This is a genomic window from Streptomyces sp. XY006 (assembly GCF_002237655.1).
GTDB classification, from domain to species: domain Bacteria; phylum Actinomycetota; class Actinomycetes; order Streptomycetales; family Streptomycetaceae; genus Streptomyces; species Streptomyces levis.
Window position 1 is genome coordinate 18,853 of record NZ_NOKT01000044.1, and the last position, 13,710, is coordinate 32,562.

8 protein-coding genes are annotated in these 13,710 nt (G+C 73.1%); 5 read left to right on the forward strand and 3 right to left on the reverse strand.

Annotated elements, in window-relative coordinates; translation table 11 throughout:
* The first annotated feature begins 24 nt into the window (after positions 1-24).
* The 3 genes from CHR28_RS34765 to moeZ all read left to right on the forward strand — a co-directional run bounded on the left by CHR28_RS34765 (position 25) and on the right by moeZ (position 2,963).
* A complete protein-coding gene (locus tag CHR28_RS34765) occupies positions 25-984 on the forward strand; it encodes an NAD-dependent epimerase/dehydratase family protein (protein ID WP_094057711.1) in 960 nt (319 codons plus the stop codon).
* A complete protein-coding gene (locus tag CHR28_RS34770; protein ID WP_094057712.1) occupies positions 972-1,721 on the forward strand; it encodes a spherulation-specific family 4 protein in 750 nt (249 codons plus the stop codon). The genes CHR28_RS34765 and CHR28_RS34770 overlap by 13 nt, the downstream gene beginning before the upstream one ends.
* Before the next feature lie 63 nt (positions 1,722-1,784).
* Positions 1,785-2,963 carry an adenylyltransferase/sulfurtransferase MoeZ gene (gene moeZ, locus CHR28_RS34775; RefSeq protein WP_094057713.1) on the forward strand — a complete coding sequence of 393 codons (1,179 nt, stop codon included), beginning with the start codon at positions 1,785-1,787 and terminating at the stop codon, positions 2,961-2,963.
* Positions 2,964-3,034: 71 nt separating this feature from the next.
* On the opposite strand, the gene CHR28_RS34780 is transcribed toward moeZ, so the two are convergent.
* The 3 genes from CHR28_RS34780 to CHR28_RS34790 form a co-directional block, all read right to left on the reverse strand.
* A complete protein-coding gene (locus CHR28_RS34780) occupies positions 3,035-4,504 on the reverse strand; it encodes an alpha/beta hydrolase (protein ID WP_094057714.1) in 1,470 nt (489 codons plus the stop codon).
* Between the two features lie 264 nt (positions 4,505-4,768).
* On the reverse strand, positions 4,769-6,316 hold the full coding sequence (locus tag CHR28_RS34785; RefSeq protein ID WP_094057715.1) for an alpha/beta hydrolase: 1,548 nt from the start codon (positions 6,314-6,316) through the stop codon (positions 4,769-4,771).
* A gap of 226 nt (positions 6,317-6,542) precedes the next feature.
* Positions 6,543-9,272, reverse strand: a complete 2,730-nt coding sequence (locus tag CHR28_RS34790; protein ID WP_094057716.1) for a lysylphosphatidylglycerol synthase domain-containing protein — start codon at positions 9,270-9,272, stop codon at positions 6,543-6,545.
* 186 nt (positions 9,273-9,458) lie between these two features.
* Here CHR28_RS34790 and CHR28_RS34795 point away from each other — a divergent pair, with 186 nt between their 5' ends.
* Together CHR28_RS34795 and CHR28_RS34800 are read left to right on the forward strand one after the other, a co-directional pair.
* Positions 9,459-9,881, forward strand: a complete 423-nt coding sequence (locus CHR28_RS34795) for an MGMT family protein (RefSeq protein ID WP_256984580.1) — start codon at positions 9,459-9,461, stop codon at positions 9,879-9,881.
* Between the two features lie 268 nt (positions 9,882-10,149).
* Positions 10,150-13,659, forward strand: a complete 3,510-nt coding sequence (locus tag CHR28_RS34800; protein WP_094057718.1) for an ATP-dependent helicase — start codon at positions 10,150-10,152, stop codon at positions 13,657-13,659.
* Positions 13,660-13,710: the final 51 nt, after the last annotated feature.

The window sequence follows — 13,710 nt, forward strand, 5'->3', positions numbered from 1 at the left end:
CCCGGCCACCCCGGGAGCCGCGCGATGAGAGTCCTGCTGATCGGAGCCAACGGCTACATCGGGCGTTTCGTCGCCGACCGTCTGCTCGCCGACCCGGCCGTCCAGCTCACCGCCCTCGGCCGCGGCGACGACGCCGACGTCCGCTTCGACCTCGCGTCCGGCAGCCCCGGTGCCCTCACCCGCTTCCTCGACGCGGTCCACCCCGGCGTCGTCGTCAACTGCGCCGGCGCCACCCGCGGCGGAGCCCGCGAACTCACCCGCCACAACACCGTCGCCGTCGCCACCGTCTGCGAGGCCCTGCGCCGCAGCGGCTGCGGCGCCCGTCTGGTGCAGATCGGGTGCAGCGCGGAGTACGGCCCGAGCCAGCCCGGCTCCTCCACCGCCGAGGACGCCGTGCCCCGCCCGGGCGGCCCGTACGGCGTCAGCAAACTCGCCGCCACCGAACTCGTCCTCGGCTCCGGTCTGGACGCCGTCGTCCTGCGCGTCTTCTCACCGGCCGGACCCGGCACCCCCGCCGGCTCCCCGCTCGGCCGTCTCGCCGAAGCGATGCGCCGGGCCATGCAGTCCGGCGACGGCGAACTGAAACTCGGCGGCCTCGGCGCCCAGCGCGACTTCGTCGACGTCCGCGACGTGGCCCGGGCCGTCCACGCCGCCTCGCTCTCCGCCGCGCAGGGCGTCATCAACATCGGCTCCGGCCGCGCCGTCCGCCTGCGCGACGCCGCCGCCGTCCTGGCCCGCGTCGCCGGATACGGCGGTGCCCTCCACGAACTCGACGGCCCGCCCGGCGCCCTGCGCTCGGCCCTCGGGCACCCCCGGCCCGACCCCGACCACGCGCCCCCCGTCGCGTATCCGTACCCGGACGGCTGCGGCAGCTGGCAGCAGGCCGATGTGCGCACCGCGCGCGACCGGCTCGGCTGGCGTCCCCGGATCGGCCTGGAGGAGTCCCTGGCCGACATCTGGATGGAGGCGGCATGCCGCATCTGACCAGCACCCGCCCCCGCTCGTCGAGCACGGAACTGCGCCCCGGACTCGGCGTCCCCGGCTACGCGCACCCGCTGCTCGCCCCCACCGAGTGGGGAGAACTCGCCCGCCCCGGCATTCCGCTGCACTGGGTGGTCCTGAACGTGGCCGACGGCCCCGGCAGCCGCCCCGACCCGCACTGCCTGGAGGCGGCCGGGCGCCTGCGCAACGCGGGCGTCCGGGTCCTCGGCCGCCTCGACACCCGGTACGGCTTCCGGGCCTTCGGCGAACTGATCTCTGACGCCCACCGGTTCGCCGACTGGTACCAGGTCGACGGCTACCTCCTGGACCGCTGCCCGGCCGACCGCGCCGAGCTGCCCGAGGTCCGCCGCACCGTCGCCACGCTCCGCGTGATCCGTGACGATCCCCACATCGTCCTCGGACACGGCACCTATCCGCACCCCGGCTACGCCGAGCACGCCGACCAGCTGGTCACCTTCTCCGGCTCCTGGAGCGACTACCGCTGGTCCCAGGTGGCCGAGTGGACCGCCGCCCACCCGCCCGAGCGCTTCTGCCACTTCGTCCACGGTGTGCCCCGCCCCCACCTGGAGGAGGCCCTGCGCATCGCCCGCTGGCAGGGCGCGGCCACGGTCTGGTTCACCGACCATACGGACCGCGGCGGGCGGGCCGATCCCTGGGAGGCCATGCCCGGCTACTGGGACGAGTTCGTCTCGCGGATCGGAACAGGTGTCTCGGAATGAAAAAGCGCATGGCAGTGTTACGGGGAGAACAACCGTAGTGATTGACCGACCAACGGAGTCCCCGTGTCGTTGCCACCCCTGGTCGAGCCGGCTGCCGAGCTCACCGTAGACGAGGTTCGCAGGTACTCCCGCCACCTGATCATCCCCGACGTCGGGATGGACGGGCAGAAGCGGCTGAAGAACGCCAAGGTGCTGTGTGTGGGCGCCGGCGGCCTGGGCTCGCCGGCGCTGATGTACCTGGCCGCCGCGGGCGTGGGCACCCTCGGCATCGTGGAGTTCGACGAGGTCGACGAGTCGAACCTGCAGCGCCAGATCATCCACAGCCAGGCCGACATCGGTCGCCCCAAGGCCGAGTCCGCCCGCGACAGCGTCAAGGGCATCAACCCGTACGTGAACGTCGTCCTGCACGAAGAGCGGCTCGAGGCCGACAACGTGATGGACATCTTCAGCCAGTACGACCTGATCGTCGACGGCACGGACAACTTCGCGACCCGCTACCTGGTCAACGACGCCTGCGTGCTGCTGAACAAGCCGTACGTCTGGGGCTCGATCTACCGCTTCGACGGCCAGGCCTCCGTCTTCTGGTCCGAGCACGGTCCCTGCTACCGCTGCCTGTACCCGGAGCCCCCGCCCCCCGGTATGGTCCCCTCCTGCGCCGAGGGCGGCGTGCTGGGCGTGCTCTGCGCGTCCATCGGCTCCATCCAGGTCAACGAGGCCATCAAGCTCCTCGCCGGCATCGGCGAGCCGCTGGTCGGCCGCCTGATGATCTACGACGCCCTGGAGATGCAGTACCGCCAGGTCAAGGTCCGCAAGGACCCGAACTGCGCGGTCTGCGGCGAGAACCCGACCGTCACCGAGCTCATCGACTACGAGGCCTTCTGCGGCGTCGTGTCCGAGGAGGCCCAGGCGGCGGCCGCCGACTCCACGATCACTCCCAAGCAGCTCAAGGAGTGGATCGACGACGGCGAGAGCATCGACATCATCGACGTCCGCGAGCCGAACGAGTACGAGATCGTCTCCATCCCGGGCGCCCGGCTCATCCCGAAGAACGAGTTCCTCATGGGCACCGCCCTGGAGAGCCTCCCGCAGGACAAGAAGATCGTCCTGCACTGCAAGACGGGTGTCCGCAGTGCGGAAGTCCTCGCGGTCCTGAAGTCGGCGGGCTTCTCGGACGCCGTCCACGTCGGCGGCGGCGTGATCGGCTGGGTCAACCAGATCGAGCCGAGCAAGCCGGTGTACTGAGCCGGATCCGGCCTGCCACGTCCCACGGCGGGGGCTTCGCGCACCACGGGTGCCCGGAGCCCCCGCCGTCGTCATGAACAGACCTTGCCGTCCTTCGGGACCGAGCCGTCCAGCAGATACGCGTCCACCGTGGCATCGACGCAGTCGCTCCCACTGCCGTACGCGCCGTGTCCCTCGCCCCGCCAGGTGAGCAGCACTCCGACGCCCTTGCCCAGCTCGTCGGCCATCCGCCGCGCGCCCTCGTAGGGAGTGGCGGGGTCGCCCGTGTTGCCCACCACCAGGACCGGCGGGGCGCCCGGGGCGCTCACCTCCGGGGTGTCGTGCTGTCCGGGCACCGGCCAGTCGTGGCACCAGCCGGCCGTGTCCCAGCCGAGGAACGTCCCGAAGACCGGGGAGATCCTCTCGAACTCCGGCAGCAGCCTCTTCGTCTCGGCCGCGGTCGGCCGCTGCCGGTCGTCCAGGCACGATATGACCCGTTGGGCGTGCGTGGTCGTGCCGTAGCGGCCCGAGGGGTCGCGTTCGTTGTAGCCGTCGGCGAGGGCGAGCAGCTCCGAGCCGTCGCCGCGCTCGGCCGCGTCCAGGGCGCTGGTGAGCGTCGGCCAGCTGTCCTTGCTGTACAGCGGCAGGATGATGCCGGTGGCCGCGAGCGTCTGGGTGAGCTTGCGCCCGGGCGTGCCGGTCGGCAGGGGACGGGCGTCGAGCCGGCGCAGCAGGGCCGTGATCTTCCGGGAGCCCGCCTGCGGGTCCTGGCCCGTGGACTCCAGATAGCCGTTCAGCGCGCGCTGGAAGCCCCTGGCCTGGTTCTTGGCGTGGCCCACGGTGTCGGCGGCGGGGTCGACGACCGCGTCCAGCGTCATCCGCCCGACCCTCTTGGGGAACAGGTGGGCGTAGGTGCCGCCCAGCTCCGTGCCGTAGGAGATGCCGAAGTAGTTCATCCTGTCGTCGCCGAGGGCCCGGCGGATGCGGTCCATGTCGCGGGCCGAGTCGGCGGTCGAGACGTGCGCCATCAGCTTGCCGGCGTCCTTGTGGCAGCCCTGCCCGAAGTCGGCGGCGTCCGCGAAGTACGCCTTCTCCTCGGCGGGGGTGTCCGGGGTGACGTCCACCGACTCCGCCGCCTGGATCTCCTTGTCGCCGCGGCAGCGCACGCCCTCGCTGGCGCCCACTCCGCGCGGGTCCCAGCTCACCAGGTCGTACCGCTCGCGGAGCCGGGAGACGGTGGGGGCGTACGACGGCATCATGGACACGCCCGAGGCGCCCGGGCCGCCGAAGTTGAACAGGAGCGAGCCGGCGCGGTCGTCGCCGCGGGCCTTGGCGCGGATCAGGGCCAGCCCTATCGTCTCGCCGTCCGGCTTCGACCAGTCCAGCGGGACCTTGAGCGTGGCGCACTGCCATTCGCTGCTCGGCGCCGGGGCGTCCGCGGTGGCCTTGCACCGGCCCCAGGAGAGCCCGCCCTTGCCGTCGTCGGACGAGCCGCCGCCGCACCCGGCCGCCAGCAGGGCCGAGGCGGCCGCCAGAGCGGTCCACCGTAGGAAACGCGTCATGGGCCCATCCCCCCTCGCAAGCCGTCCGCGCCGTGCCGCGGATGGCGTTCGAGCCATGGTAGGCAGATCCCCGCGCCGCCCGTCCCGGCCTGTGGATAACCCTTTGACCTGCGAATTCGCCGGATCGCGCGGAGGAACAGCCGCAGACGTCCTCGCTTGCGCCTCATCGCCGGGAGGATTAACCGCGGACGGTCTTCGCCTGCGCCTCATCGCCGGGAGAATCAGCCGCAGACGGTCCTCGCCTGCGGCTGATCGCCGGGAGGATCAGCCGCAGACGGTTCGCGCCTGCGGCACCTTTCCGTCCAGCAGGTAGCCGTGCACCGCGTCCTGCACGCACTTGTTCTTGCTGTCGTAGGCGCCGTGCCCCTGCCCGCGGTACGTCAGCTCGACGCCGACCCCCTCGCCCAGCGCCTCCACCATCGCCCGCGCGCCCTCGTAGGGGGTGGCGGGGTCGCCGGTGTTGCCGATGACCAGGATCGGCGGGGCGCCCGGGGCGCTCACGTCCGGGTGGTCGGCGGCGCCGGGCACGGCCCAGTCGGTGCAGCCGATCATGCCCCAGGCCAGGTAGTCGCCGAACAGCGGGGACGCCGCCCGGAACTCGGGCAGTTTGCGCTCCACGTAGGCGGCGTCGTAGCGCGGTTTGCTGTCGGCGCAGCTGATGGCCGTGTGGGCGGCGGCGGAGTTGTCGTACTCGCCGTTCTCGCTGCGCCCGTTCATCGAGTCGGACAGCAGCATGAGGGTGCTGCCGTCGCCCTCGTACGCCTGCTGCAGACCCTCGGTGAGGTACTCCCAGAAGTCCTGCGAGTACAGCGCCTGCACGATGCCGTTGGTCGCCGCGGTCTGGGTCAGCTCCCGGGGGAAGACGCCCGGGATCGGCTTGCGGTCGAGGTCCCTGAGCAGCCTGGCGATCCGGTCCTTCACGTCCTGGGCGCTGTCTCCGACGGGGCACTCCTCGGTCTTCGACACGCAGTCCTCGGCGAAGTTGTCCAGGGCGAGCTGGAAGCCCTCGGCCTGCCCCAGCGAGCCCTGTTCGGCGTTCTGCGTCGGGTCGACGACGGCGTCGAACACGGCGCGGCCGACCTTTCGGGGGAACAGATGGGCGTAGACACCACCGAGTTCCGTGCCGTAGGAGAAGCCGAAGTAGTGCAGCTTCTCGTCACCGAGGACCTGGCGCATCAGGTCCAGGTCGCGGGCGGCGTCGGTGGTGCGCACGTTCGGCAGCATCTGCTCGGAGTTGTTCTCGCAGGCGTCGTTGAACTCCTTGGTGTTGTCCAGGAGCACGGTGCGCTCGGCGGCGTCGTCGGGGGTCGCGTCCTGCTGGAAGTAGGCGTCGAGCTGCTGGTCGTTCTCGCAGATCACCGGCTTGCTGCGGCCGACCCCGCGCGGGTCGAAACTGACCAGGTCGTAGCGGGTGCGCAGGGTGCCGTAGTCCTCGGCGAAGGCGGGCAGCGTCTTGACGCCCGAGCCGCCGGGGCCGCCGAAGTTGAACAGGAGCGAGCCGATGCGCTCACTGGCGCTGCCGGTGGTCCTGACCCGGATCAGTTCGAGGCCGATCGTGTCGCCCTTGGGGTCGTCCCAGTCGAGCGGCGCCTTCATCGTGGCGCACTGCCACTCGCCGTCGTCCGGCAGCGGGGAGGGCGCGGCGCCCCCGCCCTGCGCCTCGTCGGGGGCGCCGCACTCCTTCCACTCCAGTTCCTGCCGCGTGAGGTCCTCGTCCTCGGCGTCGTCACCGCCGCAGCCCGCCAGCACGGTGGACAGCAGCACGGCGGTGGCGGTCAGGGCGGCGGCGCGCAGCCGGAGGAGGGTTGGCATGGTTCCATCCTGCGGCGGCCCGGAGCGGGGCGCGCGGGACGCGTGCCGTACGAGGTAAGAGGGGCAGGAGGGGTGCGGAGCCGGCCGCCGGCCCCGTCACCGGGCGGGTTGCGGAGCCCGCCTCCGGCTCCGACACCGGGCGGTTTGCGAAGCCCGCCTCCCGCTCCGACACCGGGCGGGTTGCGGAGCCGGCCGCGACCCCGTCACGGGGCGGGAGCGGACCGCGTCAGAGGGCCTGCTTGCGGGTCAGGTGGTTGAAAGCCAGCCAGCCCGGCAGCACGGGCAGCCACAGGGTCAGCAGCCGGAACAGCAGCACCGCCGGAGCCGCGACCTCCTTCGGGAGGCCGACGGCGATCAGGCCGACCGTCAGGGTCGCCTCGACCGCGCCGACACCGCCCGGGGTCGGCGCCGCGGACCCGAGGGCGTTGCCCGCGAGGAAGACGACGGCCACGCTGGCGAGGCTGATCGAGGTCGACTCGTCGCCGAACGCGCGGATCGAGGCGTCCAGGCACATCACGAAGCAGGCGGTCAGCAGCAGCATGCCGCCGATGCCCGTGACCAGCTTCTGGGGGCGCTGGAGCACGTCCAGCATGCGCGGCACGACACCCGCGAACAGCGACCGCACGCGCGTGGAGACGAATTTCCGCAGGAACGGCACCGACGTCACGACGAGGACGAGCACCGCCACGGTCAGCAGACCGGCGATGACCGTCCGGGACGGCGACAGCGACGGGGTCTTCTCGGTGCCGGTCAGGTAGCCGAAGGACAGCAGCATCAGGATGTGGCAGCCGAGCCCGAACAGCTGCGACGCGCCGACGCTCGCCACCGCGAGCCCGGGACGCACCCCCGCGCGCTGCAGGAAGCGCGTGTTCAGCGCCACACCGCCCACGGCCGCCGGGGCGACGATCTTCACGAACGATCCGGCCACCTGCGCCGCGACCGTCCGCAGGAACGGCACCCGCTCGGGAACGAACCCCAGCAGCGCCATCGCCGCCGCGAAGTAGCTCGCCATGGAGAACAGCACGGCCGCGGCGACCCAGCCCCACTCGGCGTTGGCGATGAGCGGCCCGAACTCGATGTGCGTGAGCTGCGTCAGCAGGAAGTACGCGCCGATCGCGCCGGCGATGAAACTGATCAGCGTGCGCGGCCGCACCCGCTCCAGGCGGGCCGGCTCGACCGGTGCCTGGGGTCTGATCCGCAGGACCTCGTGGCGGATCTGCGTGAGCAGGTCCTCCTCGCGCGCCTCCTCCAGGGCCTCGTCGATCGCCCGCTTCTCGGCCCGCTGCTCGGCCCGTACGGCCTTCTTGTCGGGCTTCTCCAGGACGGGCACGGCCTCGTCCGAGTCCTCCTCCAAGCGGGCCTGCTTGGCCTGCCGGGACGCCTCCAGGACCGCCTCGCGCTCGCGCTGTGCCCGCTCCCGGGCCAGTCTGCGCAGCGTCGCGCGCGTGGAGCGGCTGAGCGCGATGGGCTGGAGCATCGGCAGGCAGTCCGCGACGGCGTCCGGGCCGAGCACGCCCACCGCCGAGGCCACCGCCCGCTCACCGCCCACCCGCAGCCCGAGCGTCACCAGCAGCTGGGAGATGTCCATCCGCAGCAGCAGATCGCCGGCGGCGATCTCACCGACGCGCAGGTCGGTGAGGATCACCGTGCCGGAACGATCCACCAGAATCGCGTCGCCCACCAGCCTGCGGTGCGCGATGCGCCGGGACTGCAGCGCCTTCACCTGGTGCCAGGTGTCCCGCAGCAGGTCGTCGGTGATGTCCTCGTCCGGCAGGGAGTCCAGGGTGCGGCCGCCGCTGTGCTCGTAGACCAGCATCACCGCGTCGGGGCCGAGCTCGGAGGTGGCGATCAGCTTGGGGGCGTTGGCGCCGGCCGCGATCGCCGCGTACGCCAGCAGCGCCTCCTGCTCCAGGGCCTGCCGCAGCGACTGGAGGCTGCTGCGGGTGGCGAAGCCGCGCAGGGTGAGGTTGCGCCAGGCGCGGTAGAAGAAGCCCTGTGCCTGCTGTTCCCGGTCGACCACCGTCACGTCCAGCGGCGGGCCGTCCTCCAGGGTCACGAAGTAGCGCCGGCCGCGGTCCCCGGTGTCCGGGTTGTCCGAGTGGTCCTCGCGGGAGGCGCTGACCGGGCGGAACCCGACGGTCCGCAGCCCCGCCATCAGGGTCTGCCCGGTGGGCCGGACGTTCGGGGAGCCGACCGCGTAGAGCGTGCCGTAGGCGACGGTCCAGCCGATCAGCACGGTCAGGATGATCGAGAACGGGGTGGTGTACCCGGTGACGAGCATCGAGAAGGCGTCGAGGAGCAGCACGACCCACAGCACCGCGCGCCATCGCGGTCTGCGCGACATGCCGACGGCCGTCATGTAGGCGATGACGGGTGCCAGGTAGCCGTGCACCGGGTCGGTCAGGGCGTGGACGTCGCCGGGGGAGGGCTGGGTGAGCGCCTCCTGGATCGAGTCGGGGGCGGCCCGGGCGACCCACAGATCGGTGGCGAGGGTCACGCCGTGCGCGAGGACGGCGGCGAGGACGCCGTCGGCGATCCTCAGCCCGTCCCGCTTGATCAGCCGTTCGATCGCGAAGGCGACCGGGACCAGCAGGATCGCGATGCTGGAGGCCAGTCCCGCGATCTTGATGAGCAGGTCGGGCGCCTGTCCGGTGCCCTTGTTGATGTCCTGTTCGAGACCGGAGGTGGTGCCGTGCGCGAACGCGGCGATCCCGATCAGCAGCGCCACCGCGAGCACGCCGACCAGCAGCCGCATCAGGTCCGACGGGCGGTGCACGCGCGCGGGGAGCAGCGGTTCGTCGCCCTCCACCTCGTCGATGTGCGCGAAGTCCGGCTCGTCGGCGGGCGTCCGGGCCTTCTTGCCCGGGCCCTTCACGCCGCCGTCCTCGGTGCCCGGGCGCGACGAAGCGTCAGAGGTGCCCTCCGTGTCCTCGGGGTGCGCACCCTGCTGCTTCATCGTCTCTTCTTGGTCTCGTATCACCGGTCACCGCCCGCACGATGGTGGCATGCCACACCGACACACGGGGGCATCAGGGTGCACATGCGGGGGCGGACAGTCTGCCCGACGCGCTGTCGCGGGGCGAAGGAAACGCTCGGGAGCGCGCGCGTCCCGTTGTCGGTGGGGTGGGGCAGGATGGGACGGATGAGCGAGGAGAGCCTTCCGGAGGACACGCGTCCGCAGAGTGCCGGAGCGGGGTACGACGGTGCCCCCGACGAGCCGGCGGAAGCCCTGCCCGCCTACGCCGAGCGGGTCCTCGACGTCGCGGAGCTGATCCCGCCGGGCCGGGTCATGACCTACGGGGACGTGGCCGAGTGGCTGGAGGAGGGCGGTCCGCGTCAGGTGGGCCGGGTGATGGCGCTCTACGGGGGAGCCGTCCCGTGGTGGCGGGTCGTCCGCGCGGACGGCGCGCTGCTCCCGGGACACGAACTGCGGGCGCTCGGCCACTACCGCGCGGAGGGCACGCCTCTGAAGGAGGCGAGCCGTGCCGCCGAGGGCCACCTGCCGCGCATCGACATGAGACGGGCGCGGTGGGACGGTGGTGAACGCGCGGAGGGTCACACCTGACAGCTTCCGGCATCGCACGCCCTCCCGTGTGGCCTGTGATCCGGACGAGGGAATCGGGGCACACCGGGGGCATGACGTACGTTCGTGAGACGAGGGGCTTGTGCGCCGAGCGTGCCGCGAGTGACCGGCGGGAAGAAGGGGAAGCCCTGCTTCCGCCTCGCTCGTCGGCGTAGCGTCGGCTGCACGCGTCCCCGTCACCCCGCGGTCACCGCCCGCCACGCGCGCGGTGACCCGCCAACCAGTACATCCACCAGGACCGGCGAACCACGTGAGCTCCTCTTTCTCCACCAACGGCCTGTCGCACCCCCGGGTACGGCGGGGGAGCCGTGGCGCTTACCGCTTGGTTCGTACCCCTCCCGCCCGGGTGGACCCCCCTCTTTTGGACGCCGCGCAACGCTCCGTGGTTGACCACGCGGCCGGTCCGCTGCTCGTCCTCGCAGGTCCGGGCACCGGCAAGACCACCACGCTGGTCGAGTCCGTGGCCGAGCGGATCGCCCGGGGCGGCGACCCCGGGCGCGTCCTCGTGCTGACGTTCAGCCGCAGGGCCGCCGTCGAGCTGCGCGACCGCATGGCCCTGCGCAGCGGGGCGGCCCACGCCCCGCAGGCGACCACGTTCCACTCGTTCTGCTACGCCCTGGTCCGCGCCCACCAGGACAGCGACCTGTTCGTGGAGCCGCTGCGGCTGCTGTCCGGACCCGAGCAGGACGTCGCCGTACGGGACCTGCTCGCGGGCCAGGTGGACCTGGAGCGGCTCGGGCTCGCGCACGTGCGCTGGCCGGACGAGCTGCGCGCCTGTCTGACCACCCGCGGTTTCGCCGACGAGGTCCGCGCGGTCCTCGCCCGCAGCCGTGAACTGGGCCTCGGGCCCGACGCCCTGGACGCCTTCGCGCGCCGCACGGGCCGCCCCGACTGGCGCGCGGCGGCCGCCTTCCTCGCCGAGTACCTCGACGTGCTCGATCTGCAGGGCGTGATCGACTACGCCGAACTCGTCCACCGCGCGGTGCTGCTCGCCCGGCGCCCCGAGGTCGCCGCGTGGCTCGCCGACCGGTACGACGCCGTCTACGTCGACGAGTACCAGGACACCGACCCCGCCCAGGTGCGGCTGCTGCACGCGCTGGCCGGCGGGGGCCGCACGCTCGTCGCCTTCGGCGACCCCGACCAGTCGATCTACGCGTTCCGCGGGGCGGACGTGAACGGCATCCTGGACTTCCCGCACGCCTTCCCGCGCGCGGACGGCCGGCCGGCCCCGGTCGCGGTGCTGCGCACGTCCCGCCGCTCCGGCGCCGGGCTGCTCGCCGCGACCCGGCTGCTGACCCAGCGCATGCCGCTGACCCGCCTGCCCGCCGAGAAGGTACGCGCCCATCGCGAACTCGCCCCCGTGCGGGACGGCGGCCGTGTCGAGGCCTACACGTACCCGACCGCCGGGACGGAGCTGGACAACATCGCCGACATCCTCCGCAGGGCCCATCTGGAGGACGGCGTCCCGTGGCGCGAGATGGCCGTCCTGGTGCGCGCCGGCTCCCGCACGATCCCGACGGTCCGGCGTGCGCTGACGGCGGCGGGCGTGCCCGTGGACGTCGACGGGGACGATGTGCCGCTGCGGCACGAACCGGCGGTGGCGCCGCTGCTGACGGCGCTGCGGGCGGTGGCCGTGGCGGAGGCGGGGGCGGGGGCGGGGGCGGAGGCGGGGGCTTCCGGGTCCTCCGCGTCCGGCGAGGCTTCCGACCCTGACGAGGTCTCCAGCTCCGACGTGCTCTCTGGGTCCGGCGAGGCTTCCGACCCTGACGCGGGCCCCGACCCTTACGCGGGCCTCGTGTCCGATGCCGTCTCCGCGTCGGACGCCGTCTCCGCGTCCGGCGCCGCCTCCGCGAGCGGCGACAGCGGCGACCGTGCGGCCCGTACCTGCTGGCTCGACACCGAGACCGCCCTCACCCTGCTCACCTCGCCCCTCGCGGGCATGGACGCCGCTGATCTGCGCCGTCTCGGCCGCGCCCTGCGCGACGAGGAGCGAGCCGCGGGCAATCCGCTGCCGCCGCCCTCCGACGTCCTGCTCGCGCAGGCGCTCGCCGAACCGGAGCGGCTCGCCGTGCACGACCCCACATACGCGCGCGGTGCCCAGCGCCTCGGCGCGCTGCTGCGCAAGGCGCGGGAGCGGCTCGCCGGCGGTGGCACGGCCGAGGAGGCGCTGTGGGACCTGTGGGAGGGCACGCCGTGGCCCGGGCGCCTGGAGCGCGCCGCCCGGCGCGGCGGCGCGGCCGGACGCAACGCGGACCGCGATCTCGACGCGGTCTGCGCGCTGTTCGCCACGGCGGCCCGCGCCGAGGAGCGCACCGGCGGCCGGGGCGCGCTGAACTTCCTGGAGGAGATCGACGCCGAGGACATCGCCGCCGACACCCTCACACGGCGTGCCGTGCGCCCCGACGCCGTCCGCCTGATGACCGCCCACCGCTCCAAGGGCCTGGAATGGCGCCTCGTGGTCGTCGCGGGAGTACAGGAGGGCCTATGGCCGGACCTGCGCCGCCGCGGCTCCCTCCTGGAGGCCGACCGCATCGGCCGCGACGGCCTCGCCGAACCCCTCACCCCCGGCGCGCTGCTGGCCGAGGAGCGCCGCCTGTTCTACGTGGCCGCCACACGCGCGCGGGAGCGGCTCGTCGTCACCGCGGTCAAGGCCCCCGCCGACGACGGCGACCAGCCCTCCCGGTTCCTGACCGAACTCGGCGTCGAACCCAAGGACGTCACGGGACGCCCGCGCCGGCCGCTGTCCGTCGCGGCCCTCGTGGCCGAACTGCGCGCCACGACGGTCGACCCGCGGGTCTCCGACGCGCTGCGGGAGGCCGCCGCCCGCCGCCTGGCCCGGCTCGCCGCCCTCGCCGACGAGGACGGCCGCCCCCTGGTGCCGTCCGCCCACCCCTACCGCTGGTGGGGCATGTTCGAGCCGACCCGGTCCAAGGTGCCGTTGCGCGACCGCGACCAGCCCGTCGTGCTCTCCGGCAGCGCCCTGGACCAGCTGGCCAACACCTGCGCCCTGCAGTGGTTCCTGGGCCGCGAGGTGAAGGCCGACGCGCCCGCGACCGCCGCTCAGGGCTTCGGCAACGTGGTGCACGTCCTCGCCGACGAGGTCGCCTCCGGGCACACCCCGGCCGACCTCTCCGTCCTCATGGAACGCCTCGACTCCGTGTGGAACGCCCTCGCCTTCGACGCGCCCTGGAAGTCGGAGCAGGAGAAGGACAACGCGCGCGTGGCGCTCGAACGCTTCCTCCAGTGGCACGTCATGGACCGCGCCGGACGCACCCCGGTGGCCAGCGAGCACGACTTCGACGTCACCCTGGAGGCGGGCGAGTACGAGGTGCGCATCCGCGGCCAGATGGACCGCGTCGAGGCGGACGGCGACGGCCGCGCCTACGTGGTCGACTTCAAGACCGGCAAGCAGGCGCCCACGTCCAAGGAGGTCGAGCGGCACCCGCAGCTCGCCGTCTACCAGCTCGCCGTCCGGGAGGGCGCCGTCGACGAGGTCTTCGACGGGGTGCGCCCCGAGCCGGGCGGCGCCGAACTCGTGCACCTGCGCCAGGGCGCCGCCCGGCGCGACGGCGGTGAGGCCCTGCCCAAGGTGCAGGCCCAGGAGCCGCTGCAGGGGGAGTGGGTCGGCGACCTGCTGGCCACGGCCGCCGGCAAGGTCCTCGACGAGCGGTTCACGCCGACGGCCGGGCAGCACTGCACCCACTGCGCGTTCCGGGCGTCGTGCAGCGCGCGCCAGGAGGGCCGCCACGTGGTGGAGTGACGAGGGGGTCACCGCGCTGTCGAGTGACCCATCGCACCACCTGAGCTGACC

Coding starts and splice junctions, on each gene's coding strand:
- CHR28_RS34765 (WP_094057711.1), top strand. CDS start 25: ATGAGAGTCCTGCTGATCGGAGCCAACGGCTACATCGGGCGTTTCGTC.
- CHR28_RS34770 (WP_094057712.1), top strand. CDS start 972: ATGCCGCATCTGACCAGCACCCGCCCCCGCTCGTCGAGCACGGAACTG.
- CHR28_RS34780 (WP_094057714.1), bottom strand. CDS start 4,504: ATGACGCGTTTCCTACGGTGGACCGCTCTGGCGGCCGCCTCGGCCCTG.
- CHR28_RS34785 (WP_094057715.1), bottom strand. CDS start 6,316: ATGCCAACCCTCCTCCGGCTGCGCGCCGCCGCCCTGACCGCCACCGCC.
- CHR28_RS34790 (WP_094057716.1), bottom strand. CDS start 9,272: ATGAAGCAGCAGGGTGCGCACCCCGAGGACACGGAGGGCACCTCTGAC.
- CHR28_RS34795 (WP_256984580.1), top strand. CDS start 9,459: ATGAGCGAGGAGAGCCTTCCGGAGGACACGCGTCCGCAGAGTGCCGGA.